At 45.6% G+C, this 25868-nt stretch carries 20 protein-coding genes and 1 pseudogene; 15 read left to right on the top strand and 6 right to left on the bottom strand.

The window, feature by feature from the left end; translation table 11 throughout:
• Window positions 1–29: 29 nt before the first annotated feature.
• From AC6EJC_RS21675 to AC6EJC_RS21645, 7 genes are all read left to right on the top strand, one after another.
• Window positions 30–725 carry an AroM family protein gene (locus AC6EJC_RS21675; RefSeq protein ID WP_444955739.1) on the top strand — a complete coding sequence of 232 codons (696 nt, stop codon included), beginning with the start codon at window positions 30–32 and terminating at the stop codon, window positions 723–725.
• A 26-nt stretch (window positions 726–751) separates the two neighbouring features.
• A complete protein-coding gene (locus AC6EJC_RS21670) occupies window positions 752–1702 on the top strand; it encodes an aminopeptidase (protein ID WP_444955738.1) in 951 nt (316 codons plus the stop codon).
• Between the two features lie 15 nt (window positions 1703–1717).
• Window positions 1718–2377 carry an aspartate/glutamate racemase family protein gene (locus tag AC6EJC_RS21665; protein WP_444955737.1) on the top strand — a complete coding sequence of 220 codons (660 nt, stop codon included), beginning with the start codon at window positions 1718–1720 and terminating at the stop codon, window positions 2375–2377.
• Between the two features lie 226 nt (window positions 2378–2603).
• Complete coding sequence (locus tag AC6EJC_RS21660) at window positions 2604–4139, top strand: PucR family transcriptional regulator (RefSeq protein ID WP_444955736.1); 1536 nt, start codon at window positions 2604–2606, stop codon at window positions 4137–4139.
• 33 nt (window positions 4140–4172) lie between these two features.
• Window positions 4173–4859: a response regulator transcription factor gene (locus AC6EJC_RS21655; protein WP_013309454.1), complete on the top strand. Its 687-nt coding sequence runs from the start codon at window positions 4173–4175 to the stop codon at window positions 4857–4859.
• Window positions 4856–6439: a sensor histidine kinase gene (locus AC6EJC_RS21650; RefSeq protein ID WP_444955735.1), complete on the top strand. Its 1584-nt coding sequence runs from the start codon at window positions 4856–4858 to the stop codon at window positions 6437–6439. The genes AC6EJC_RS21655 and AC6EJC_RS21650 overlap by 4 nt, the downstream gene beginning before the upstream one ends.
• A gap of 122 nt (window positions 6440–6561) precedes the next feature.
• A complete protein-coding gene (locus AC6EJC_RS21645; RefSeq protein WP_444955734.1) occupies window positions 6562–7743 on the top strand; it encodes a TolB-like translocation protein in 1182 nt (393 codons plus the stop codon).
• A gap of 332 nt (window positions 7744–8075) precedes the next feature.
• Here AC6EJC_RS21645 and AC6EJC_RS21640 read toward each other — a convergent pair whose 3' ends face one another.
• Window positions 8076–9518, bottom strand: coding sequence for a SpoVR family protein (locus AC6EJC_RS21640; RefSeq protein ID WP_444955733.1), 1443 nt, complete (start codon window positions 9516–9518; stop codon window positions 8076–8078).
• Window positions 9515–10681, bottom strand: coding sequence for a sporulation protein YhbH (yhbH, locus tag AC6EJC_RS21635; protein WP_444955732.1), 1167 nt, complete (start codon window positions 10679–10681; stop codon window positions 9515–9517). Before yhbH ends, AC6EJC_RS21640 begins: the two co-directional genes overlap by 4 nt.
• Window positions 10682–10848: 167 nt before the next feature.
• Here yhbH and AC6EJC_RS21630 point away from each other — a divergent pair.
• A pseudogene (locus AC6EJC_RS21630) lies at window positions 10849–10962 on the top strand (DNA-binding response regulator); the annotation flags it as partial.
• A gap of 89 nt (window positions 10963–11051) precedes the next feature.
• Here the strand turns inward: AC6EJC_RS21630 and AC6EJC_RS21625 are convergent.
• Both AC6EJC_RS21625 and AC6EJC_RS21620 read right to left on the bottom strand, forming a co-directional pair.
• Window positions 11052–11381 (bottom strand): AzlD domain-containing protein, encoded by a 330-nt coding sequence (locus tag AC6EJC_RS21625; protein ID WP_444955731.1) that lies wholly within the window; start codon window positions 11379–11381, stop codon window positions 11052–11054.
• Window positions 11378–12103 carry an AzlC family ABC transporter permease gene (locus AC6EJC_RS21620; RefSeq protein ID WP_444955730.1) on the bottom strand — a complete coding sequence of 242 codons (726 nt, stop codon included), beginning with the start codon at window positions 12101–12103 and terminating at the stop codon, window positions 11378–11380. The genes AC6EJC_RS21625 and AC6EJC_RS21620 overlap by 4 nt, the downstream gene beginning before the upstream one ends.
• Window positions 12104–12848: 745 nt before the next feature.
• Here AC6EJC_RS21620 and AC6EJC_RS21615 point away from each other — a divergent pair.
• The gene (locus AC6EJC_RS21615) at window positions 12849–16430 is read left to right on the top strand and encodes a GH32 C-terminal domain-containing protein (protein ID WP_444955752.1); all 3582 of its coding nucleotides are present in this window, start codon (window positions 12849–12851) and stop codon (window positions 16428–16430) included.
• 109 nt (window positions 16431–16539) lie between these two features.
• Here the strand turns inward: AC6EJC_RS21615 and AC6EJC_RS21610 are convergent, their stop codons facing one another.
• Both AC6EJC_RS21610 and AC6EJC_RS21605 read right to left on the bottom strand, forming a co-directional pair.
• Window positions 16540–17532 carry a carbohydrate kinase family protein gene (locus tag AC6EJC_RS21610; RefSeq protein WP_444955729.1) on the bottom strand — a complete coding sequence of 331 codons (993 nt, stop codon included), beginning with the start codon at window positions 17530–17532 and terminating at the stop codon, window positions 16540–16542.
• A 22-nt stretch (window positions 17533–17554) separates the two neighbouring features.
• A complete protein-coding gene (locus AC6EJC_RS21605; RefSeq protein WP_444955728.1) occupies window positions 17555–18580 on the bottom strand; it encodes a LacI family DNA-binding transcriptional regulator in 1026 nt (341 codons plus the stop codon).
• A gap of 446 nt (window positions 18581–19026) precedes the next feature.
• Here AC6EJC_RS21605 and AC6EJC_RS21600 point away from each other — a divergent pair, with 446 nt between their 5' ends.
• The 6 genes from AC6EJC_RS21600 to AC6EJC_RS21575 all read left to right on the top strand — a co-directional run bounded on the left by AC6EJC_RS21600 (window position 19027) and on the right by AC6EJC_RS21575 (window position 25760).
• Window positions 19027–19974, top strand: a complete 948-nt coding sequence (locus AC6EJC_RS21600) for an ABC transporter permease (protein ID WP_444955751.1) — start codon at window positions 19027–19029, stop codon at window positions 19972–19974.
• 14 nt (window positions 19975–19988) lie between these two features.
• A complete protein-coding gene (locus tag AC6EJC_RS21595) occupies window positions 19989–20870 on the top strand; it encodes a carbohydrate ABC transporter permease (RefSeq protein WP_444955727.1) in 882 nt (293 codons plus the stop codon).
• Between the two features lie 18 nt (window positions 20871–20888).
• The gene (locus AC6EJC_RS21590; protein WP_444955726.1) at window positions 20889–22508 is read left to right on the top strand and encodes an ABC transporter substrate-binding protein; all 1620 of its coding nucleotides are present in this window, start codon (window positions 20889–20891) and stop codon (window positions 22506–22508) included.
• Window positions 22480–24114, top strand: a complete 1635-nt coding sequence (locus AC6EJC_RS21585; RefSeq protein ID WP_444955725.1) for a glycoside hydrolase family 32 protein — start codon at window positions 22480–22482, stop codon at window positions 24112–24114. The genes AC6EJC_RS21590 and AC6EJC_RS21585 overlap by 29 nt, the downstream gene beginning before the upstream one ends.
• Before the next feature lie 481 nt (window positions 24115–24595).
• Window positions 24596–25144: a helix-turn-helix domain-containing protein gene (locus AC6EJC_RS21580; protein WP_444955724.1), complete on the top strand. Its 549-nt coding sequence runs from the start codon at window positions 24596–24598 to the stop codon at window positions 25142–25144.
• A gap of 100 nt (window positions 25145–25244) precedes the next feature.
• Entirely contained in the window at window positions 25245–25760 is a 516-nt protein-coding gene (locus AC6EJC_RS21575) for an acyl-CoA thioesterase (protein WP_013309488.1), read from the top strand.
• Window positions 25761–25868: the final 108 nt, after the last annotated feature.

Raw genomic sequence — 25868 nt, 5'->3', positions numbered from 1 at the left:
GCCCTTTGTCGTCAGGAGCGTAAAATAAAATGAAGCGAAAGCAGGGATTCAAGATGCATAAGCTTGGGATGATTACGATTGGGCAAGCCCCCCGGTCAGATGTGGCCCCTATCGTAGAAAGGGCATTGGAAGGGCGGGCAGAGCTGGTGCAGGCAGGTGCGCTGGATGGGCTCTCATTGGAATATATACAAGAGCATCTATCTCCGTCACCGGGAGAATATGTATTAACCTCGCGCTTGACGACCGGGGAGTCGGTGGTCATTTCACGCGAAAAAATCCAGCCGCTGCTCCAGGACAAAATCACACGTTTGGAGGAGCAGGGCATACGTACTATTTTGCTACTCTGTACCGGTGTGTTTCCTGGATTGCACACCCGAAGCGCTTTTTTAATTGAGCCGGATCATGTGCTTCCCCCTGTACTAAAAGCCATGTCCAGTGGAAGAAGACTGGGTCTGATTGGACCGCTCGAAGAACAGAAGGACAACCTCAAGCTTAAATTCAGTCCTTATGGATTGAATCCCGAGTTTGCGGCAGCCTCGCCTTACAGTGGCAGTGAGGAGGAATTTTGCCGAGCTGCCGGACAGTTCAAGAATCAAGCCGATCTGATCGTGCTGGATTGTATGGGCTATACGGATGCGCATAGAGAGCTGGCGGCGCGTTACGCAGGGGTGCCCGTTATATTGTCCAATGCCTTGATCGGCAAGCTGGTATCGGAAATGGTGTAAGGAGCCAACAATTGGAGGTAAAAAATATGAGTCAACAACGTATTGAAATCAGTAAAAATGTATTGCAAAAATGTTTGGGACTTACCGCCGGGGAGACACTTCTGGTTGTAACCGACGATGATAAAAAGGAATTGGGTGAGTCCATATACGAAGCTGGCAAGGCACTTGGGGCAGAAGCGGCTATTTTGACGATGAAGGTACGCTCCAAATCGGGTGAGGAGCCTCCGGCCCCTGTTGCTGAAGCCATGCTTCGCTCCAACGTTGTTGTATGTGTCACCCGGTATTCGCTGACACATACAAGTGCCCGCAAGCAAGCCGCAGCGGCTGGAGCACGTCTGGCGACTATGCCTGGCATGACAGACGATATGTTCATGAACGGAGCAATTGCTGCTGATTATCCGAAGGTCAAGGCGCTGACCGAAGAGGTGACCGCATTGCTGACGGCTGCCAAGCAGGTACGGATTGAAAAGGATGGATACAGCCTGAACTTTACCATAGAAGGTCGCAACGGCGTTCCCAGCACCGGGATGTATTTGAACCCCGGCGAGTCCGGCAACCTGCCTTCCGGTGAAGCGTATATTGCTCCGCTGGAAGGAACGGCACAAGGCCAGATCGTGGTGGACGGTTCTGTGGCAGGAATCGGTGCCTTAAAAGAGCCTCTGCTGCTGACGGTGCAAAATGGCAGATTGATCGCCGCAGAAGGGGGAGCCGGACAGTCCCTGCTGGATATGCTCGGCGAAGGTGACGGCAGAATGCTGGCCGAATTCGGTATTGGAACAAATGATAAAGCCCGCATTACGGGCGTTGTGTTAGAGGACGAGAAAGTATACGGCACGATCCATGTCGCTTTTGGCAGCAATAATACCTTCGGGGGAACTATCGTTGCGGGTGTACATATTGACGGAGTCGTACAAAAACCGAATGTATATCTGGATGATCGTCTGATTATGAAGGCTGGCCAGTTGCTAGAGAGATAAAGGGAGGAAATCATCATGCTCGGAATTATCAGAGTGCTTACCATGCAGGACAAAGAAGCTATCGGCCTTCACGGCCGGGTCATTGAGCAACGCTACGGGCTGCCTGTCACCAGTGTATGTATCCCTGATCAGCCGAAAGGAATCTACGATGATATCACAGACCGGGAAGCAGTGCCTAAAATTGTGCTCGCGGCTCAACAACTCGTTGAACAAGGCTGTACGTCTATCGGTATTAGCTGCGCGGCTGATCCGGCGTTAGAGGAAACTCGCCGGGCTGTATCTGTACCCGTATACGGGGCGGGGTCCTGTGCGGCACTCTTGGCTCTGACATCGGCCAGCCGTGTCGGTGTGTTGACCATTTTGGAGAAGGCTCCTCCGCTGATTCGCCACATTTTGGGTGATTCCTATATCGGTACAGAGCGTCCCAAGGGTGTACAGACGACACTGGACTTGAACACTCCACAAGGTAAAGAGGCGGCTATGGCAGCGGCGCTGCAGCTTCAGGAGAAGGGTGCTGAGGTGATCGTACTTGCCTGCACAGGTTTTGTAACGATGAACTTTGCGCCGGAGCTGGAACGTACACTGGGTATTCGTGCCATTGATCCGATTGTGGCGCTTGGTGCAGCCGCTTCGGTAGGCTGGCAGCCGCATCATGATGAGGCGCAGACAGGATAGTTCTTAAACTTCATCATAAATAGTTCATTATCGAAATAAACCGTCTTTTCTAGAAAAAGGCGGTTTATTTGTGTTCCATTGAGCTTCTAAAAATAGGAATGAGCTGGTGTGGATAGATTTGACCAAGCGGTAAAAGGTTTTGTTTTGTACACTTTTTTGGTACACTATCCTGAAAATTAGATGAAGTAAGGATTTTGCAAAATAAATAGCAGGGTGGTCTGTCTTTATGAAAATACCGGGTGTAACAGTTCAAGAGCTCATGGCAATACCCGTGTTGAAGGCGGCAAAGGTATTAAGCGGAGAACAAGGACTAAGCCGGATTGTCCGGTTTATTGACATTATGGAAGTCCCTGATCTGAAAGGCTGGGTCCGGGAAGGTGTATTGTTGATGACAACAGCTTATTCTATCCGTCATGAGCCTGAGGTACTGTGTCAAATTATTCAATTACTGCATCAGGGCGGGGCTGCGGCGCTTGTGATCAAGCCGACCCGCTTTCTCACGGAAATTCCCCGCAGTGCGCTTGAAGAAAGCAATGCCTGTGGCCTTCCTGTGATTGAGATTCCAGCCGATATTCCCTATACGGATATTACGCAACGTGTCATGGATATGGTGTTGAACCGACAGGCAGAACTGCTGAGACGCTCGGAAGAAATCTATCGAACGTTAACGACGATGGTACTGGAGAACAGTGGCATACAGGCTGTAAGCGATAATATAGCAGAGCTTTTTAAAGCTCCGGTTGCTTTGATTGACAATGGAGGTCAAGCCATTGTTACTTCACCACAAGAATGGGATTGGGCGAAGGCACAAGATGCTCGTCATTTTCCTATTAATGTGGATAAACGTACAGTCGCCAAGCTAGTCATTGCCCGCAATGAGCTGGATGATATGGAGCAGGTTGGTATTGAGCAGGCACGTCTGGTGATGGCGTTGGAATTAATGCGTGAAAAGGCGGTAGAAGATACGGAAAGCCGACTACGGGGGAACTTCATAGATGAGCTAATGACACCACCGTTGCCGTTGCGGCATGAGGTTGAGCGGAGAGGGCGTCAATTGGGATTCAACCCGGAATATGATTGGGAGGTCGCTGTACTGGAAAGTGCTGCGGCTCCGCAAGAAGAGATTCTTTCCGGGTTACTGAGTATGGAATCGACCCGACGGCGTGTGGTGTCTCATATTGAGTTCCGTTCGAATCGGGCGATATTATTTCTGCCGACTCTTCAGCCGAGTGATCATCAGAACGGACCTGGCTCTGATCAGGAAATGTCCTGGAGTGATACGCTGAAAAACTGGTCAACTGAAAAAGCCTGGGGTACCGCCGATTATTATTTAGGCATCGGAAGTGCCAAAAAGTTATGGGAGCTGCTGCAAAGCTACAATGAAGCGCGTCGTGCCATTACTGTAGCTCAGCGGCTGTATCCTGATAAACGTGTATGCAAATACAGCGATATAGAGATGCACTATATGCTTGGAGAAGCGATGGACAAAGAGGAATTTTCAAATTTGTTCGAACGTAAGCTGGGGAGACTTCAGCAATATGATCGGTCACATGGCAGTGACTTACTCAAAACGTTATTTTATTATTTGGAAAACAGAGGCAGTCTGGTAGATACAGCCAATTATCTTTTTATACATCGTAATTCAGTAAAATACAGACTGGAACGGATACGCGACATGACGGATTTTGATCTTAACAATCCACGTGAGCAGTTTATATGTCATACATGTCTGATTCATTATTATTTGCGGGAACATAGGTAGCTGGAACGGTTTTTTATGCAGGGAGGGCAGGACATGGATAAAAAAATACTGATAGCGGACGATGAGGCGAGCATTCGGAATGCGCTGGCTTATGCGTTAAAGCGAGAGGGTTTTTTGGTGGAAACCGCTGTTGATGGGGAGGACGCATTGGAAAAAGTACGTTTGTTCCACCCGGATGTGCTCATACTGGATGTGATGATGCCCAAACTGGGCGGATATGAGGTGTGCCGCCGTTTGGAAAGTCGGAAGGGCATCGGTATTTTACTGCTGACGGCCAAAAACGATATCGTTGATAAGGTACTCGGGCTGGAGCTGGGTGCGGACGATTTTATGAGCAAACCGTTTGACCTGAGGGAGCTGCTCGCTCGTATTAAAGCATTGGTACGGAGACTGGAGCGAGAAGGAGCGCCTGCGCCAGAAGGAACAGAAGTGGTACTCGGCCCATTACGGGTACGTCCGTCCAGCCGAACGGCTGAACTTGGAGCCATAGCGCTGGATCTGACTCCCAAGGAGTTTGATGTGCTGGCGCTGTTGGTGTCTCATGCCGGAAGGGTGTATACACGGGACGAGCTGCTGGAGCAAGTATGGAGCTTCGATTATGTGGGCGGAACACGCACGGTGGATATTCATATCCAGCGCTTGCGCAAGAAGCTTGAGCCGCATCAGGCGATATTGCAGACCGTGTATGGTATCGGCTATAAGGCAGAGAAAATGACGTGAACGAACATCATTCACTCCATCAGCAAGGAAGCTTGCGGTCCACCGACCAACAGAAGCGCAAACGCAAACGTACAGGCTTGAGCCTGCGTTGGAAATTTCCGCTGGTACTGGCGGCATTGCTGCTGTTTACTGTCAGTGTGCTGAGCTGGCTCGTGCTTACTGGCATTCGTGCTAACCAGACAGACCAAATGGAACTCAGCTTAAAGCGTCAGGCCGAAATTGTAGAAATGCGCGTAATACAGTCTTACCTGTTGGGAGTGCGCCAATCACCGGAAGACTTTATGAGGAAGCAGGCACCTCAACTCGCAGTGGAACTGGGCATATCCAGTAATATGCGCGTTATTTTATATGATGGTCAGGGGCATGAGGTTGGCAATTCTCTACCGCTGGCTTTTAGAACAGATGTCAGCCAGGCGCTCTCCTATGCGATCCAAGGCAAAATTGCGTATATTACGGAAGGAAGCGCAATCACTTATTTGGCTCCGCTTCAAGGCCCGAACGGCTTGCTGGGAGTGGTACAGCTTCACAGCTCAACAGCAGCGCAGCAGCAGTTCTACCGGGCCATTGCCCACTTGTTTCTATGGACGGGGGGTGCGGTGCTGGTATTGAGCTTTATTTTGGGCTTAGGCTATGTCAGCCGCCAGACGAGGGACATCGGACGACTGACTCGCGCTTCCGAACAGATATCGGCAGGGTATTATCCGGAAGCCAGACTGCTGCGGCGGCAGGATGAACTGGGAAGATTGGATGAAGGAATGCTCCAGATGAGTCATGTGATCCGGGAGAGCATTACCGCGCTGGAAAACGAAAAGCTCCGGCTGGAAGAAGCGGTTCAGCGTTTGAGAGAGCTAGAGCAGCAGCAAAAATCTTTTATTGGAAATATCAGCCATGAACTAAAGACCCCGTTAACCTCTATTCAAGCTTATGCTGATTTACTGGATATGTATGGGGATGATCCTGAACTGGTGCGTGAAGCGAGAGAAAGCATCAGTAAGGAAACAAAACGGTTGTACGAGCTTGTCGAGGACTCGCTGCGGCTATCTGTGCTGGATAAATATGATTTTGAATTGCATACGGAGGCTGTGGAACTACATTCGTTACTGGAAGATGCAGGAAGCCGTATTCGAGGAAAAGCGGCAGCGCGTAGACTGAATTTTTCGATAGATACCGTTCCTGCCAAGGTGTGGGGAGACCCTAAGCATCTGATGCATATTGTACTGAATTTGCTCGATAATGCAGTGAAGTACAATCGGGACGGTGGATGGATTACATTATCGAATCGGGTGGAACGGGACACCGTGATTGTGTATATACGCAATTCCGGTCCATGGATTCCTAGGGAGAAATGGGACATGATTTTTGAGCCGTTTGCTACCTTAAGTCGTGATCGATCTCGTCAGGACAGCGGTAAGGGACTCGGTCTTCCTCTGGCGCGCAGACTGGCGGAGCGCATGGGGGGAGAGTTGCAGCTTACAGCTTCAGATCATAGTGGGTTGGAAAATGGCAACGGCCATACGAATGTAAGTGGTAATGAATTTTCGCTTAGACTCCCCCTCTTGGTTCACGATGGCTCCCTGTAAACGGACGATTGTTAGCACAGGGCTAGAATGGTGTCTTGTTTACAACTTGGAAACAATTCGATGTATTCATGAGATGTTCGGGCATTAAACTGGGGGTATCGTTAACAAGGAGGCCGTTGTACATGATAAAGAAAAACATAGACAGCTATGGGCAAAAGAACGGCTCCCCTCGTCGCGAAGATTCCCGCACAAGAGTTTTTAGACAGAAAGCCACGGGGGTGCTCATGACCGGCTTGATGACCGGGGGATTGCTCAGCGGTTGCGGCATGAAGAGCGCAGCAGAGACAAATCCGGCATTCGGTATGAAACCGGGCCAACAGCTTACTGTGATTGACACGGATGCAGCCCAGAAGCAAGTAACGGACGAGCTGGTGGTATCGTCTATCGACAGGCTGGGGGATGTCTACGCGAGGTCTTGGCTGAGCGACGAAGAGCTGATTGTGGAGCGTAAAACCCAGCTATGGATTCATAATGTAAAGACAGACAAGGAGCGGATTTTAACACCAGGTCGTAAGGCTCCACAGTTACTTGCTGCGGTATCACCGGATCAGCGCCATGTCTTTTTTACTGAGGGCAGCACCAGCAGCAAATATGATATTCAGGGCTATATTCTGGAACTAAGCAGTGGTAAGGTTACATCGGTTGGCAAGCTGGATATGACTAACGAAGTGAGCTGGAGCGATGAGAATCATCTCATTACAGGCACACCGGACGGTAAAATCCAGCTGATTGGTCTGGACGGCAAAGCTGAAGAATTGAGTTTTCAAGATCCGAATCGCTCTGAATTGATGTCTCATGTCGAAAAATTGGGTAACGCCATATTTTATACAGGCAGTGATAAACAAGGGTATCCGGTGCTGAAGCGGTTCACCCTCAATCATCCTGAGGCTGTTACCATTGCAGAGGGTGCCATGTCCTTTGCCGTGTCGCCTGACGGTAAGTCTATTGCCATTGAAAAGCGGAAATGGAATACATCCGAACCAGCCCGTATGATCATTTTGGATGAACGGGGCAAAGAGAAAGGAATCGTCGGTCAAGGTACTTTAATGAGTCGTGGAAGCTGGTCCAGTGACGGGTCCAAGCTTGCTTTTTCCATTTATGATGAGGATCAGCAAGGCATGAGAGGACTGTATGTGTTTGACCAGTCCACGGGTAAAACCACTCCGGTTACGACTGATATCCAATCCTATGACAGCCCAACGGTATGGAGCCCATCAGCCCGGTTTTTATCCATGTACCAGAACATCTCGGAAGGTGGAAAACAGCTGAATCAAAGCTACATCGTCGAATTTAAGAGAAAGTAAGTTCTTGTGTGCCTCCATACGCAGCGCTTCTGGGATTGGACGCGGATGCTGGCTTTGCACCACGGCCCGATCCTCTTCCAGCACCCTGCCATTGTATCTGGAAAAAAATGTGGCTCATGCCCGATACAAACCGTTCTGCTTTTCATGTATGACCCGTGGGTCATTTATTATATTAGTATAATACATCCCTGATCCAAACTGAAACAGGCGTCCTGAAATTGGCAAGAAACGAAGGTCGCTTAAGGTTCTAATTAAGTAGCAAAAAAAGGCGCATATCCTTTTTTCGGAATGCACCTTTTTCAAATTTAGGCGAGCTATTTGATTTTATATTACTATACAAACTTGCGATGATGTTTCTTACCGTCATAAGAGAATAAGGCGAGCTTACCCTCAATCATTGTTTCCAAATGAACGGTGCGCCCCCAAAGCTGATATACATACGGAAGCGTGCGCTCCATATATTTTAAATCCAGCTCGATGCCTTCATACTGGTGCTTGAGCTTCAACTCGCCTGTATGCAGATAATCTCCATCCTCGACGACGATATAAGGGGAGCCTCCATTCACACGTGAAAACACAAGCTGATCCCTTATGTTTTCCCAGGATTTATCGGTAATTTTCCAATCCGGTCCCCGTTTCTCAAACACGTACAGATCCAAATCCTCTGTTAGTTGCTTGGTCATGTAATTGCGTATAAAAGAGGTATCTGAGTCAAACTCTCGTACCTCAAACATTTTAGCTCGACCCTCGCCTGGTTTGCGTCCTTGTCGCTCTTGCTCCTCACGGGTTGGGTTATCCCATCGCTTTTCAATATCTTCAAAAATTTTCAGCCCCAAATAGTACGGGTTCAAGCTTTGCTTGGAAGGCTGTACGACAGAAGCGTTCAGCATCGCAAATTCAACGGTTTCATCCCCGGTTAAATCCAGTTCCCTTACAATCCGCTGGTGCCAATAGGAGGCCCAGCCTTCATTCATGATTTTGGTCTCCATTTGGGGCCAGAAATACAGCATTTCGTCCCGCAGCATCGTCATAATATCCCGCTGCCAGTCCTCCAGCACCTCCGAGAATTCCTGAATAAACCAGACGATATCTTTTTCTGGTTCCGGTGGGAACTGGCGTACCTTGATGTCCTCCGTCTCGCCCGGATCATGCTGCTTCACTGTGTCCAGTGACCACAGATCATCGTAAGGTCCGGCGGGGCGCTGGCGTTTTCCAGGTTCTTTCTGCTCCCGAATTTTGAGCTCCATGTAGCGTTGTTTATCCAGATGCCTTGGTTTGATGATCTGTGGATCCACATGCTCTTGTATCGCCAGTACAGAGTCAATGAAGGATTCCACAGCCTTTGAGCCGTATTCCATTTCATAGCTGCTGATTCGATCTGCTGTGGCCGACATACTCTCCACCATATTGCGATTGGAAGCTGAGAAGCGGGCGTTGTGTTTGAAAAAATCACAGTGTGCCAGTACATGGGCGACAATCAGTTTATTTTGCACCAAAGAATTTCCTTCCAGCAGGAAGGCATAGCAGGGATTGGAGTTAATGACCAGCTCATAGATTTTGCTCAATCCAAAATCGTACTGCATTTTCATCTTGTGAAACGTTTTTCCAAAACTCCAGTGGCTGAAGCGCGTGGGCATACCATAGGCTCCGAACGTGTATACAATATCCGCCGGACAAATCTCATACCGCATCGGGTAGTAGTCGAGCCCGAATCCATCTGCAATCTCCATAATTTCTGATATCGCATATTCTAGCTCCTTCTGGTCGGTGCTCATCCCACCGTTCCCCCTTCCCGTTTGCGAAAAAAGGTACGTAAGGCTTGGTATACCTCACCTTTCTCCTTGATGACGTAGTACATAAACTGATCCTTTTTAATATTCTTATAGGCTGACATCAGCGTACTGCTGCGATTATATTGATTCACTTCTCCATAGCCGAACATATTGCTACGCTTCATAAGTTCCTCAATTAGTTTCACACACCGCTCGTTGTCTGAGGTTAGGTTATCGCCATCGGAGAAATGGAAGGGATAAATATTGTAATTGGAAGGAGGATATCGTTTGTCGATAATTTCCAGTGCTTTCAAATAGGCGGAAGAGCAGATCGTACCGCCACTTTCTCCGCGAGTAAAAAATTCTTCCTCCGTCACCTCTTTGGCTTCGGTATGGTGCGCAAGAAAGACAATTTCAACCTTTTCATATTGGCGGCGCAAAAAGCGGGTCATCCAGAAAAAGAAGCTGCGGGCGCAATATTTTTCAAAAGATCCCATGCTGCCTGAGGTGTCCATCATAGCTATGATTACCGCATTGGATTGGGGAATGGTCTTCTCTTCCCATGTTTTGTAGCGAAGATCGTCCGGACTAATATGATGAATGCCCGGATTACCCTCGCGGGCGTTGCGGCGCAGATTTTCGAGAATGGTTCGCTTCTTGTCAATGTTCGCTTGCATGCCTTTTTTGCGTATATCATTGAACACGATAGATTCAACTTCAATTTGTTCCTTATCTTTTTGCTGCAAATGCGGCAATTCCATTTCCTCGAACAGCATATCTTCCAGTTCTTCTATGCTGACTTCCGTTTCCATAATATCGTGTCCCGGCTGGTCGCCGGCTTTCTCACCTTTACCTGGCTTCTGGGAAGCAGGATCACGTCCGATGACATCTCCCACCTGACTATCGCCATCCCCTTGGCCTACATGTTTTTGCTTTTGATAGTTATAAATGAAGCGATATTCATCCAGACTGCGAATTGGCACTTTTATAATCTGTTGACCGTCCGACATAATAATATTTTCTTCCGTAATCAGATCGGGTAGATTTTGCTTAATGACATCTTTGACCTTCTGCTGATGACGTTGCTGGTCCTGGTACCCTTTGCGATGCAGCGACCAATCTTCGCGGGATACGACGAATGAATATGGCTGGCGTGGTTCCGGCATTATTAGGCACCCCCCAAGTGGATACACGGCACAGTTTGGCCTTGTTGGTTATTAAGTATATTCACGGGGATGTACGATATGTGATGGAACTCGATTTAAATTCTTCTCTGTTACTTTTATAATGAAAGTAAAAAATGTAAAAAAAGAATGGAGAACCTTGAGTTAATATTGATGTGATTGTGCTTGATGTTATGCTCCCTGATAGTGATGGGTTTGAGGTGTGTCGTCACATGCGTCAATATACGGATGCTCCGATTTTTCGAGAAAGTGACTTTGAGGAAGAAAAGTTGTCCCCCTCGTTAGTAAGGGCGACAGGTGGATCATAAGAAAGGCTAGACACCCTCCTATATTTTAGGAGGGTGATTTATTTCTATCCCAACCATAAAAGTCGAACTACAGCCATACTCACAATACCGACAACGACGGTAGCCAGTAGGTTTTTGCTCCACAAGGCGGTGACCAACGTAGGAAGGACAGCTATAAGCACTTGCCCATTAAGAGTGACCGAGGTTTCGGTACGGACGAGCAGATTTTCCATCACGAGTGCCGTGAATATGCAAATGGGGATATAGGAAAGCCATTGTAGCACTGGCTTGGGCAGCGCTAGCTTTTGCAGCACGACGAAGGGAATGATTCTTGGGATCGCCGTGACAATCATGCCACCGATAATCATATACAGGACATTGGGATTAATGTTCATTTGTCAGTTAACACTCCGATCGTTGCGGTGATCATGGTCGCTACAATGACGGCGATATGTGATGGCACCCACCAGGACAAAAGATACATCAGGACAGCCATACATAGCACAAGCAGCAGACGATGCTTGAGTTTGGAGGTCTGTACACTTTGCAGCTGGGAAATGAGTAGGGCAAGAAACATTGCTGGCAAGGCAAAGTCTAAACCAAAAGCCTCCGGCCTGGAAATCCAGTTCCCGAGAATCCCTCCCGTCACGCAGGAAGCAATCCAGACGAGATACGCCGTTATATTAAGCCCGTTCATCCAGCGGTCACTGACCTGCCCGCCTTTAGCCAATTTATCCGACGCTACCCCAAAGGATTCGTCTGTCAAAAGAACGCCGATGCCTATGTTTTTCCACAGTGAATATTTAGAAAAGTAAGGAGCCAGCGAAGCACTCAACAGCAGATGACGGGCATTCACAATGAATGTCGTTAAAATAATGACAGATGGAGGACTGGCTGCAGCCAGCATCGAGCACATAATAAACTGGGAGGCTCCTGCGTATACAAGCGCCGACATCAGGGCAATTTCCATTGTGCTAACCCCTGATGAAGCTCCCACAATACCTGCCGCAAACCCGATGCATACATAACCAAGCAATGTAGGAATACAATCTTTAACCCCTTGTAAAAAGCTGAGCGAAACGGGCTCTGTTCCGCTCAACTCCGATGCTATGGACATTTCAACCTTACCCCCAGTGTAATAATTTTATAATAGTATATAACGGAATCTTCGAAGTATCAATATATTATACGTTTGTATGTTATGTTGAATAATCTCTATAGCGAACACGAAGTCTTTAGTTTTTTATAGCCAAAGAACTGCTGAACAATAACCACTCCAGGATATTTGTTTCCGGTATGAATCTGACACTGTCTGATGACGAAAAATATTATTTTTGCGAAATGCTGAGCGAAGTGTATAATTTTGTTTCAAAGTAAGGATGAAACAGTATAAAGCGCTTTCGCATGAGTATGAAAGCAGAGAGAATGATAAATAGTGATCTGTTCAGACTGGCAAAAACCTCCGGTCGCTCGGGGGTTTTTGCTGTTTATAAGAATATTTCGGATGTATACAGATGTTTGGCACAGAACTTGCAATATTAATATAAATGAGAGAGACGAAGGGGGGAGACAGATAAATCAGTGTAATGTTATTTTCTTTCTGCTCTTTAACATTATCTGCATGGAAAATATTTTTGCGTTATTTGCTGTAGGCATTATTGGATACGCGCTCGGTGTTTTGGATGCCGGTCAGGGAGTCAGCCTTGGTCAGAATTTTGTGGGATATACAGCTTGAATCCATGGTATTGAGTTGCAGAGGAAATTGTAAACGCTTTATTTTTGGTATCGTAGTACATGCAAAATTTCAAAAAAGGATGTGAAAGAATGTGAAGAGGAAGTTAAGTGTGCTACTTATTTGTTTTATGGTAATGGGTCTACCTTTAACTCCTGCCTTTGCTGCGGATCCTGGTTATTATGATGAAACATACCGTAATCAAATTCATTTTTCTCCCGAGGCTAACTGGATGAATGACCCGAATGGAATGGTTTATTATAAGGGTGAATATCATTTGTTCTACCAGTACCATCCGTACGGAACGGCATGGGGACCGATGCATTGGGGGCATGCGGTGAGCAAAGATCTTATCCATTGGAAACATTTACCGATTGCGTTATATCCGGATGAAAACGGTCAGATTTTCTCGGGAAGTGCAGTGATCGATTGGAACAATACAGCAGGGTTCGGAAAAGAAGCGATGGTTGCGATCTTTACTCATTCAGGGGATAACGGCCAGGTTCAAAGTGTTGCGTACAGCTTAGATAGAGGCAGAACCTGGACTAAGTATGAAGGAAATCCAGTAATGCCAGATCCCCCGATATCGGATTGGCGAGACCCTAAAGTATTCTGGCATGAAGACTCCAAACAATGGGTGATGTCTTTGGCCGCAGCGAATAAAGTAATGTTTTATACTTCGCCCAATTTAAAAAAGTGGACCTATGCAAGTGAATTTGGTGAAGATAACGGAATACAGGCCAACAGTCTGGATACCACTTCGTACGCTATGTCCTCACAGAAAGGCGGTTCATTCTCCTATGAGGGAGATATTACCCTTAATAAAAAGAATGGCCGGGAAGGCTCAGGAGGTCTGGTTTTTCGTGCTGACAAGAATGCGAAAAACGGTTATGTCGTCAGCCTGGACGCCAAAAATGATGTCGTTACTTTAAATAAGAATGTCGATGGATCGAATACAGAAATTGCAAGCAAGTCTTTAACCCTGGGAACCTCATCAACTTACAACGTGCAGGTGGACGTATACGGTCATGACATTCAGGTATTTGTAGATGATCAGTCTGTAATTAAAGAAACTGATACTGAATTTGATTATGGTTATTACGGTCTGACCGCCTGGAATTCAACAGCTTCCTTCCGAAATGTAAATTTCAAGAACACCTCTAACTTTGCAACCAACCTATCTAATTGGACGGCTGTAACCGGCCGGTGGGAAGATACCATGGAGGGGAAAAGCGGTAGCGGTACATCTCCAGATGATGCTTTTATCATAAGTGGTAAGACCGGGGATAACTTTATATATAATGCGATTATTGATTTGTCAGAGGGAGGAGATGAAACAGGATCACTTATTTTCCGAGCGGATGCTGATGCGGAAAATGGATATATGGCGAGTATCGATGCTTTAAACGATAAAGTGAAAATTGTGAAAATGGAAGACGGGAATAGAACGGTTCTGGCTGAAACCACAGTAACGCTGGATACTTATCAAAGCCATGATTTAAAAGTGAGCACATTTGGAACAAATATAAAGATGTATCTGGACGGAAATCTCATTCATGATATCGATGATGCAACCTTCCTGTCCGGCCATTTTGGATTACATCTTTTGCACTCTTCTGCGATATTTCAGGATGTTCAACTGGGTAGAAATATCATGACCGATGAGAAAGAAATCACCAATCATGATTTTGAAACAGGCGATTTAACCGGATGGACTGTGACCCAGGGTGATACTTTTTCGGATGATCATGTATCCAGTGAAGCGACTTATTGGGGTGGATCCTTCGGACATGAGGGGAATTATCATTTGTGGGGATATTCCAAGCTTCACGAGGGAGATGAAGCAACGGGTGAACTGCATTCCTCCTATTTTAAATTAAGCGGATCCGGTGAAATCAATCTGTTACTAGGAGCAGGCGATGATGGCGACAATACCTATGTATCATTGGTCAGAGCAGCCGACGATCAAGAATTGATCCGCCAGGCCAATATAAAATTTAATGAAGAAAAATATTCAAAATACGTATGGGACGCGTCCAAATATATTGGTGAAGTGTTATATATCAAGGTAGTAGACCATGCCAAAGATGGTTACGGTCATATAAATGTTGATGATGTTAATGTTTATAATGAAGGGACCATATCGGATAAAGTTGACCAGGTTGCAAAAGAGCCGGAGAAAACAGATATGAAACAAAGCGGTCTCCTCACAGATTGGTCCGCTGTTTCTGGACAGTGGATTCCTTCCACAAACGGCAGCATCGGAGGAATATGGGAATGTCCTACGTTAGTCGAATTGCCGGTTGATGGCGACCCTTCAAAAAGAAAGTGGGTCTTACAGGTAAGTATAAATGATGGTGCTCCGGCAGGCGGGTCAGGCATGCAGTATTTTGTAGGCAACTTTGACGGAAAAACGTTTAAAAATGAAAATACTTCCGATAAAGTATTATGGACTGACTATGGAGCTGATTTTTATGCTGCTGTGGATTGGAGTGGAGTAGAAGGGAAGAATGGTGAGAAATATTGGCTCGGCTGGATGAGTAATTGGCAGTATGCCAACGATACACCAACCTCAACGTGGAGAAGTTCAACAACACTGCCGCGGAAGATGGAACTCACTCAAACCGCAAAGGGTCTACGTTTAAAACAAACCCCTATTTCCCTAAAAAGCATTCGCGACAGAGGGGATCGTATTTCGTATACCAATAAAATCATATCGGGTAACAGTCGTCTTCTTTCTAATTTATCAGAAGATACATTTGAAATGATCGCTTTGTTTGATGTATCGGATACTAAGGCAACAGAATTGGGCTTCAAAATCCGTAAAGGGAGTGAGGAATATACTACTGTCGGTTATGATGTCTACAACGAGCAATTATTCGTTGACCGGACTCATTCAGGAGGTTTCGATTACGGAAGTAATGTAGTTGGCAAGCATGAGGGACCATTACATGCTAAAAACGGCACGGTTAAATTGCAAGTTATTGTTGACAGATCAGCTGTAGAGGTGTTCGGTAATGATGGTACGACAGTGATTACCGATCAGATATTCGCGGATTCTGCAAGCAAAGGACTTGAGATCTATAGTAAGGGCGGAAATGTTAAGCTGAAATCTTTGGACCTATATCCTCTAAAGAGTGTATGGAAAGAAAAAAGTTCTTCTTTTAAATCAAACTTATCAGGTTGGACCACCGTTAACGGGAAGTGGGCAGACACCATTCATGGCAAACAGGGACAGAGTAAGGGAGATGCTTTTATAGTATCAAAAGTGACCGGCAGGAATTTTGTGTATGAAGCCAATATAAACGTGCCGGATACAGATTCGCACCCCGGTGATTCCGAAAAAGATTCGATAGACAATTCCATTGGAGCGGGTTCGTTGGTTTTTCGTTCTGACTTAACAGCAAAGAATTCGTATGCAGCAAATGTTGATATAAAAAATAATGTTGTAAAATTCATTAAATTTGTTGATGGGACCGGATATGAAATTGCGACATATAACAATGATGGAAAACTGGATTTACAGCCCAATACAGATTATCATCTCAAAGTAGAAGCGCAAGGCAATATCACTAAGGTTTATTTGAACAATAAATTAGTTATCGACACAAAAGATCAAACTTATAAAGAAGGATACTTTGGTCTCAATGTATGGGATACAACGGCTTTTTTTAATGAAGTTAAAGTGAAACTAAAACATAAAGATGAATGATTAAGGTTGGTTAAATAATGACATTTGTATCTCTATGGATTTAGTTTGTGTCGCCGCACAGCGACACAAACTTTTTTAAAATCACGCACTGCTGTTAAAGGCTGACTGTTTACGCTTCAATCCTTGATTCACTCTGCTCTACGAAACGCTTAACTTCTTCCAACGACGGTAAGGCTGCAATCGCTCCAACTTTGGTGCACACGATGGCGCCGACTTGATTGGCAAGTGTTACAAATTCCTGCTGCTGCTTGGCGTTGGAGGTAAATGCCTTAGGCTGACTCAGCTGGCTGATTTGATACAGCATTGCTCCGACGAAGGCATCTCCGGCACCAGTAGAGTCGATCGATTTGACAGCAATACTGCCGATTAACGAACGGGAGGCACCGCTTGAGATGAGGGTTCCTTCTTTCCCCAAGGTAACTGCCACCGTCTTGGCTCCCAACTTATGCAAAAGATCCAATGAAGCATTGCGGTCAGCCAGCCCTGTAATGATGTTTAATTCCTCTTCGCTTACTTTTACCAAATCCGCATTGTGTATTCCTCTTCTGGACAGTGTGATAAATTCCTCCTGCCTGTCTTTCCAGAGGTCCCCCCGGTAATTGGGATCAAAGGAGGTGAATTGCCCATTGGCCTTCGCTTCGTCCAATAAAGACAAATACGCTTCCCGAAAAGGATCGGCGAGCAAGGCCGTTGCCGAGCCAAAATGCAGAATGGCAGCCTGCCGGGTCCATTCTCTATCAATGTCCTGCAGAGACAGCTGACGGTCAGCTCCGCGGTTGAACACAAAATCCCGTTCGCCGTTAGCGGCAAGGGAAACAAAGGCCAGTGTAGTCGGCGTTGCCGGATCGAAAAGGAGCATGGACGTATCCACATGCTGCTCATCCAGAGTTTGCTTCAGGTACATACCAAAGGGATCGGCTCCGACTTTCCCCAAGAATGACGCTTTTCCTCCGAGTTTGGCTACGGCTGCGCTTACATTTGCCGGAGCACCGCCGGCCTGCTTGGAGAAATGCTGACCCTTGGCAAGATTGACATCAATATCCGTGCAGAAAAAATCAATAAGCAGCTCGCCCACACAAAGAACGGTTCCGTCATTTTTCACATTGATTCACCTCTTGGTAGATTTAGTTTAGAACAGGCGTCGAGTCCCGGTATACGATATCCGTTGCAACATGGGTCACTCGGTACGGCATGGTATTGTCTTTGATTCTGGACAATAACATTTCGGCTGAAATAATACCCATCTGACTACTGTAAATATGCACGGTTGTAAGATGGGGCTCGACAATCCGGGATTCCGAAGCATCATCGAACCCGCAGACAGCAACATCCTCCGGGATTTTAATTCCCTTGTTCTTCAAAGATTTTATTACGCTGATGGCAATGAAATCATTGGCGCAAATAAAGACGGAGGGGCACTCCCTCAGGGCATCCAATTGCTGCTCCATCTCTATAAAGAAGTTGCGGTCCGGCGCTACAATGCTATGGGCAGGATTCAGGGGGATTCCGGCTTCTGCTAGGGCCTTATTGAATCCGGTCCAGCGTTCATTGAAGCTTTTGCAGTGATTGTAATCGCCTACAAAACCGAAGTTTTCATAGCCATGATCTATTAATTTCCGAGTAACACAGTATGTGCTGTGCTCATTTTCCATTAATATCAGATCCGCCTTCAATTCCGGATACATCATATCCGCAGCGCAATCAATAAAAATGGTTGGGATGCCAAGATCCGTGATCAGCTTGCTGTATTCCTTGTTGAACATTTCGATGCAAAAGATGCCAGCCACATTCGAAGGCTCGAAATTACCGGGTAGGGTCATCGTATTGATATCGTTCTCACGGACAAAAAAAATGGATAAAGTGTAGCCCTTATTGCTGATTTCCTTCTCCAGCCCGCTGATCAGCAGCGATCCAAAGTGTGAGCTATTGGGAAGATTACAGGTCAAAAGTGCGATATTACCTTGTTTTTCAGAGGCTGTTTCCATATAAGAAAATTGTTTATATTTAAGCTCCACCGCTTTTTTGATCACCTTGTCCCTGGTAACGGCAGGAATATTCTCCACTCCATTAAGCGCCTTGGATGCAGTGTTTCTGGAAATCCCTAAGGCATTAGCGATGTCTTGAATAGTAACCTTTGACTTTCTCGTCATATTGTTCCACCTTATTCTTCCGAATTAAGATTCTTCATGTTTCTAAATATATAGTATTTTCATACCTTTAACAATGAATTTATTCAAATGAACAAAAAAAGTTTACATTTATTTATTTGTATAGTGCATTTTTAAGGGATTAGTGTTGTAAATATTACATTTCTTTTGGTTCATGCATTTTAAATGAATTTAGTTGCCCAAGATATATTGACTTATTAAATGCCTATCTGTTAAATTGTAATAGTAAAAATGTTCAAATGTAAAAATGTAAGCCCATTCATTTTGGGGAATTGTAAATTGCTAGTTCTGTTGGAGGTGGGGATATTACCAGCGAGGCATTTGCAAAACATCTTGCAGAATTATGTCGGAGAGATGACATAACATGGCTTATAACTGTCTTTAATAACAAGCCGTGAACAGTAGGGGGGAAAAGAGTGGCAAACTCGATCGTTCAAAAAAGGGGAGTTAAGGCTTCAGAAGCAAAAAAAAGAAACCATTGGTTAAGTTATATAGTTCGAAATTATATATTGTATTTGTTTCTGGTTCCGTCCATAATTCTTACCGTCATTTTCAAGTATGTTCCCATGTACGGCTCAATCATTGCGTTTAAAGATTTCAGTCCAAGAAAAGGCATCATGGGCAGCGAATGGGTTGGATTTGAACACTTTCAGCGGTTCCTTTCATCACCAAATTTTTATGACATTTTAATGAATACGCTTAAGTTAAGCGCTTACGGTCTTATTCTCGGTTTCCCAGTGCCAATCATTCTGGCCTTAATGCTAAATCTGATCAGAGGTGCGAAACTCAAGAAGAATATACAGCTTATTGTATACGCACCTAACTTCATCTCGGTTGTTGTTGTTGCTGGTATGCTGTTTGTTTTTCTATCACCGACTGGAATAGTGAATGCTCTGATAACAACCTTCACCGGCAAGCCGATTTCTTTTATGACTGATCCCGCCTATTTCCGAACGGTATATATTTTGTCCGGTATATGGCAAACAGCGGGCTGGTCCTCTATCATTTATGTGGCCACCTTAGCCAATGTGGACCCGCAGCTGCATGACGCTGCAACAATTGATGGCGCTTCTTTGATGAAAAGAATCTTCCACATTGATCTGCCCGCTCTCAAACCCGTCATGGCCGTCCTGTTCATTCTCGCTGCAGGAGGCATCATGTCGATCGGTTATGAAAAGGCTTACCTGATGCAAACAGCTCTGAACACGCCAACCTCGGAAATCATCGCGACTTATGTGTACAAGGTGGGGTTGCAATCCGGCGATTATGCTTATTCTACGGCAATCGGGTTATTCAATTCCGTAATTAATGTGGTCCTGTTGATTTTCGTAAATGCCGTCGTCAAGAAGCTGAACGAAGGAGAAGGGCTGTATTAAAGAAGGAGGTATTCATGAATATTCTTTACACCGGGAAGGACCGGATCCTGTTCATTATCAATTATATTCTGCTTGGTTTGTTTGTTCTCGCTATTCTGTTACCGCTGGTTTATGTGGTGCTTGCGTCCTTTTTGACTCCAAATACCCTGATTACCAAAGGGCTGGCCATTACACCATCCGACTGGACAGTCACGGGATATGCCAAAATCCTAAACAACAGTGCCATGATCCGCGGTTTTTTTAATGCCATTTTTTATTCAGCAGCCTTTGCGTTCGCAACCGTATTTTTTTCCGTCTTCGCGGCTTACCCGCTTGCGATTGAAGGACTGGTTGGGAAACGGCCCATTATGATCTTTTTCCTGATTACGATGTTTTTCGGTGGCGGTCTGATTCCGACCTATCTGGTGATTAAGGATTTAGGCATGTTGAATACGGTGTGGGCCATTATTCTACCTGGCTCGATTAGTGTGTTCAATATTATTTTGGCAAAGACTTATTTCCAGGGACTTCCCAAAGAGCTGTTCCAGGCGGCGAGCATAGACGGAGCTTCCGAGCTCAGTATTTTCTTTAAAATCGTCCTGCCGCTTTCCAAGCCTATTATTTTTGTTCTAGCTTTATACGCTTTTGTCGGACAGTGGAATTCTTATTTCGACGCCATGATTTATCTGGATGATCCGAAGCTGTTTCCGCTTCAACTGGTACTGCGCTCCATTTTGATACAGAATCAGGTTCAGCCCGGCATGATTGCCGATGCAATGGCACAAGCAGAGCTTAAGAAATTGTCTGAAATGATTAAGTACTCTGCCATTGTCATATCAAGTTTGCCTTTGATTGTCATGTATCCATTCTTCCAGAAATATTTCGAAAAGGGTGTCATGGTAGGTTCGATCAAATAACAAACCGGGGGTATAGAGATGAAAAAAACATTACTAACTTTGTCTGTGTTGGTACTTTCTACTTCACTGCTTGCCGGATGTGGCGGTTCAGGCAATAATTCTGCGGCATCCGAAGATTACAAGCTGGAAAATGTTACTCTGCCGCTTAAAGAGAAAGTTACTTTGCATTTTATGACTCAAAGCTCGCCGCTGGCACCTTCTGATCCAAATGAAAAGTTGATTTATAAAAGACTGGAAGAAAAAACAGGGGTGCATATCGATTTTACCAACTTCACCTCCGATTCCTTCATTGAAAAAAGAAACTTGGCTGTTGCCAGTGGAGATCTTCCAGATGCCATACTGGATGCCGGCTATTCCGACTATGATTTGTTGAACCTCGGACAGGATGGAACCATTATCCCTCTGGAGGATTTGATTCAAAAATATATGCCGAATCTGCAGAAGGTATTGAAGGAAGCACCTGAGTACAGATCCATGATAACTGCACAGGACGGGCATATTTATGCTTTTCCTTGGATTGAAGAGCTGGGTTCTGAGAAGGAGAGCATTCATTCTGTAAACGACATGCCATGGATCAATGTGGAGTGGCTGAAAAAGCTGGGACTTAAAATGCCAAAAACCACCGAGGATTTAAAAAAAGTTCTGCTCGCATTTAAAAATGGCGACCCTAACGGAAATGGCCAAGCGGATGAAATCCCGCTGTCCTTTATACTCAATAACGGCAATGAGGACCTGAATTTTCTGTTCGGATCATTCGGACTTGGGGACAACGGCGATCATACGGTAGTGACCAATGAGGGGAAAGTGGTCTTCACTGCCGATCAGGATGGTTATAAAGAGGGGATTAAATATCTTAATGAGCTGTATAAGCTGAACCTGATCGACGAAGAGTCATTCGAGCAGGATTACAATACGTATCTGGCCAAAGGCCAGAATGAAAGATATGGCCTCTACTTCCAATGGGATAAGGCGAATATTTCAGGGGACAACGATAAATATGATTTGATGAATCCGCTCGCGGGACCAAGCGGTAAAGTCAATGTGACCCGGACAAACAATCTCGGCTTTGACCGGGGGAGAATGGTGATTACCAGCGCCAACAAAAATCTCGAGCTTACGGCAAAATGGATTGACCAGCTGTATGATCCCATCCAGTCCGTACAGGACAACTGGGGCACCTACGGCGACGAAACTCAGCAGAACATTTTTGAATACGATGAAGCGAGTCATATGCTGAAGCATCTTCCGCTTAAGGGAACTGCCCCTGTCGAGCTGCGGCAAAAAACGAATATCGGTGGTCCATTGGCAATTCTTGACGAGTATTACGGAACCGTGACGACCAAGCCCGACGATGCAGTGGGACGGCTTAAGCTCATGAAGGAGAGACTCGTTCCTTATATGAAGGCTGACCATAATTTCCCGAAAGTCTTCTTCTCGCTGGAGGATCAGAAGCAGATCTCCACATTGGAAACCGATTTGTTTGCTTACGTTAACCGCAAGCGGGCGGAATGGATCAAGACGGGTAAAGTGGAAGAAGAATGGGCCGAATATAAAGCCGAGCTGTCCAGACTGGGGCTAGATAAATGGCTGGAAATCAAACAAAAAGGTTATGACAGATATCTTAAAGATCAAGGCTGAAACATTTAACAAGAGGAGAGTGGAAACCATTAAAGGAATGAACCTAACGGACGACAGTAGCAGCAGAAAAGGATCACGAAACAGTTATTATAGGGAGACATACAGGCCTCAATTCCATTATTCACCTGAGAAAAATTGGATGAACGATCCCAACGGCTTGGTTTACTATGAAGGAGAGTACCACCTGTTCTACCAGCATACGCCCCATGATACGCAGCCTGACTTTGGCAACATGCATTGGGGGCATGCGGTAAGCAAGGATCTAGTACATTGGACTGAGCTTCCACCGGCAATTCCACCTGGGGAGGACGGAGCGATTTTCTCGGGGAGTGCGGTGGTGGATAAGAACAATACCAGCGGATTTTTCGACGAGGAAGGATCAGGATTGGTTGCCATTTATACCAATGAGGGCAATAAGGCTCAGCCTGGAAAGCCGCAGGTGCAAAGTATTGCTTACAGCAAGGATAAGGGTCGAACCTGGACAAAATATGAAGGTAACCCGGTTTTATTTCCAACGGACACGCTAGACTTTCGTGATCCTAAGGTGATTTGGCATGATGAATCATCAATGTGGATCATGGTTCTTGCCGTAAGGAACCGTGTAGAATTTTACACATCTCCAAACCTTACAGAATGGTCTTTTGCAAGTGAATTCGGTTCCGACATCCCGCATATCCACCGAGGGATATTTGAATGTCCTGATATATTTCGAATCCAAGTGGATGAGGATCCTAGTATCACGAAGTGGATTCTGATGCTAAGCGTCGGGGATAGAAATGGTGTGAATCCAGACGATCCAGAACCACCGGCAGGCGGTTCGGGCATGATGTATTTCATAGGCAACTTTGACGGTAAGGCATTTACTCTGGATGAAACGTTGGAATCTTTCGATGCTATCAAATGGGTAGACTACGGATCAGACTTTTACGCGGCCGTGACCTGGAATGACATTCCGAACGAGGACGGACGAAAGATTTGGGTCGGCTGGATGAACAATTGGCGTTATGGTACCACGCTACCTTCAGAGGAATGGCGTGGCAAGACATCAATCCCCCGGGAGCTACGGCTTAGGACTTATCCGGAGGGACTTCGCTTAATCCAAGCACCCATAAGGGAATTAAGTCAGCTAAGAAAACCGATTTTGTCTCTGCAAGACTTGTCGATTAAGCCAGGTATGAACGTATTGTCTGATATTTCTGCTGCAAAGGCAGAAATTATTGCAGAATTTGAAATCAGCAGTGCCGTGGAATTCGGGTTTAAAGTACGAAAGTCCGCCAATCAAGAGACGATCATCGGATATAATATCTCGAATGAGGAGTTGTTTGTTGATCGGACGAAGTCGAGCGCCACTGATTTTCATTCCGACTTCACAGCAATACACAAGGCCCCTATGAAGCCAGAGCATGAACGGATACAGTTGAGCATTTATGTGGATTGGTCAAGTGTCGAGGTCTTCGGCAATAATGGAAAAACAATCATTTCAGATATGATTTTCCCGGACTTGGAAAGTAGGGGGCTAGAACTCTATGCCATTGACGGAGAACTAAGGGTCGTATCGCTTCAAATCAATGATCTGGTAAGCATTTGGGGAAAAGAGACTGTTTAGACTTTAGTTACCGTTATCATCAAATTGAAATTATCTCACGACAGAACTCGTTGAGTAGCGGCATTATGAAAATTTCTTTCATTCCCGATATTCTAATACTTTATTTACCTAAGACACAATGAAGATGTTTTGAGATTTCCGATTATCCTTGAAAAAGTGTCAAATTGATTTTTCAATTTGACACTTTTTTATATTGGATAAGATAATAAGTTTGTGTAATCTAGATAGCAAAAGGTCTGTTAAGACTTATGTGTAGATTCATTTTCGAATGGATCTCTCCGAGTCCCTTAAGTCGCAAAATTAATAAATGACATTTTACATTACAGTCTATATAAGAAGTGACAAATGATAATACAGAAAGTGTCCTTTTCATGGCACAGAAAGTGGTGCTTATGGGCTGTATGAATGACAAAACTAATTACAGCGGACATTTTTGTGTATTCTTCTTATATAGACTTTTGGATACGAGGAGGCACAGTCAGTGGATTCAATGCAGTATATTATTGGCTCTAATTTGGCTCAAATCAGGAAGACTAGAGGACTTAGTCTAGATAAGGTGGCTGAACTGACGGGGGTCAGCAAAGGGATGCTGGCTCAAATTGAGAAGGGGAAATCCAATCCTACGGTAACAACACTTTGGAAAATTGCGAACGGTTTGCACGTATCCTTCTCCACTTTTCTTAAAGAAGACCCGCCGCAAATCACGAAGATTCGGAGGGAGGACCTACATCCAGTTATTGATGAGGACGGTAACTATTTTGTTTACCCTGTATTCCCGTATCACTCGGAAAAGAAGTTCGAGGTGTTCACGGTAAGCCTGAAGCCAGGTTTTACACACCAGGCAGAGAAGCATCTGGGAGAGGAAACTATTCTCATGATCCGTGGGGAAATGTACTTTGAAATGCAGGGGCAACAGCTCAAGCTGAGTGCAGGGGATGCCGTGCAATTTCAAGTGTCTGACATACATACCTACCGCAATGATTCGGATGAGGATGCAGATTTTTATGTATTGATTTATTATGCGGATTAGTGGGATGATTAGCATAGTCTAAAACAGGCTTTCACATAAGGATTTTGCATAATCCTGAGATATAAAAAGAGAGCAACGAGGAAAAGAGAGGAAAGAACCCATGGAAAGCAAGTACATCCGAGAAACCTACTGCTTCAAGACGTCCCGAGTATTTCCCAACGATATCAACAATCATAACACGCTCTTCGGCGGCAGGCTGATGTCGTATATCGACGATATCGCATCTATAGCAGCCGCCAAGCTGTGTCGTACGAACACAGTTACGGCCTCTACAGATTCGGTGGATTTTTTGTTACCTATCCATCCGAGCGATTCTGTCACGCTGGAAGCGTTCGTAACCTGGACAGGCCGCAGCTCAATGGAGGTGTTCGTGAAGGTGATCCGTGAAGGACTGATGACTGGCGACCGGAAAATCGCAGCCACCGCCTTTCTGACCTTTGTGGCGCTAGACGAGAACAACCGTAAAGTAACCGTCCCGCAGGTGATTCCAGAAACAGAGGAGCAGTTACAATTGCACCAGACGGCTCCATCGCGGGCAGCCATACGACGTCAGCGGAGGGAAGAAAGCAAGCAACTGGCGAGTTTCCTGACGACAGATTATCCGTGGGAACTGTAACGTACTAGAGATCATCAATTTCATCGTTTTACGTAAAAAGAGCCGTTTTTTCCGTTAGCAATCACCCATGATCTGCTCGGAATACGGCTCCTTTTGAAAATAACCTAA

Source organism: Paenibacillus sp. TY11, assembly GCF_059772165.1.
This window is presented reverse-complemented; position numbering and strand designations above follow the sequence as displayed.

Bases quoted from the DNA above. Each gene is read 5' to 3' on its own strand.
- AC6EJC_RS21675 (WP_444955739.1), top strand. From the start codon at position 30: ATGAAGCGAAAGCAGGGATTCAAGATGCATAAGCTTGGGATGATTACG.
- AC6EJC_RS21670 (WP_444955738.1), top strand. From the start codon at position 752: ATGAGTCAACAACGTATTGAAATCAGTAAAAATGTATTGCAAAAATGT.
- AC6EJC_RS21665 (WP_444955737.1), top strand. From the start codon at position 1,718: ATGCTCGGAATTATCAGAGTGCTTACCATGCAGGACAAAGAAGCTATC.
- AC6EJC_RS21660 (WP_444955736.1), top strand. From the start codon at position 2,604: ATGAAAATACCGGGTGTAACAGTTCAAGAGCTCATGGCAATACCCGTG.
- AC6EJC_RS21655 (WP_013309454.1), top strand. From the start codon at position 4,173: ATGGATAAAAAAATACTGATAGCGGACGATGAGGCGAGCATTCGGAAT.
- AC6EJC_RS21645 (WP_444955734.1), top strand. From the start codon at position 6,562: ATGATAAAGAAAAACATAGACAGCTATGGGCAAAAGAACGGCTCCCCT.
- AC6EJC_RS21640 (WP_444955733.1), bottom strand. From the start codon at position 9,518: ATGAGCACCGACCAGAAGGAGCTAGAATATGCGATATCAGAAATTATG.
- yhbH (WP_444955732.1), bottom strand. From the start codon at position 10,681: ATGCCGGAACCACGCCAGCCATATTCATTCGTCGTATCCCGCGAAGAT.
- AC6EJC_RS21625 (WP_444955731.1), bottom strand. From the start codon at position 11,381: ATGAACATTAATCCCAATGTCCTGTATATGATTATCGGTGGCATGATT.
- AC6EJC_RS21620 (WP_444955730.1), bottom strand. From the start codon at position 12,103: ATGTCCATAGCATCGGAGTTGAGCGGAACAGAGCCCGTTTCGCTCAGC.
- AC6EJC_RS21615 (WP_444955752.1), top strand. From the start codon at position 12,849: ATGGTAATGGGTCTACCTTTAACTCCTGCCTTTGCTGCGGATCCTGGT.
- AC6EJC_RS21605 (WP_444955728.1), bottom strand. From the start codon at position 18,580: ATGACGAGAAAGTCAAAGGTTACTATTCAAGACATCGCTAATGCCTTA.
- AC6EJC_RS21595 (WP_444955727.1), top strand. From the start codon at position 19,989: ATGAATATTCTTTACACCGGGAAGGACCGGATCCTGTTCATTATCAAT.
- AC6EJC_RS21590 (WP_444955726.1), top strand. From the start codon at position 20,889: ATGAAAAAAACATTACTAACTTTGTCTGTGTTGGTACTTTCTACTTCA.
- AC6EJC_RS21585 (WP_444955725.1), top strand. From the start codon at position 22,480: ATGACAGATATCTTAAAGATCAAGGCTGAAACATTTAACAAGAGGAGA.
- AC6EJC_RS21575 (WP_013309488.1), top strand. From the start codon at position 25,245: ATGGAAAGCAAGTACATCCGAGAAACCTACTGCTTCAAGACGTCCCGA.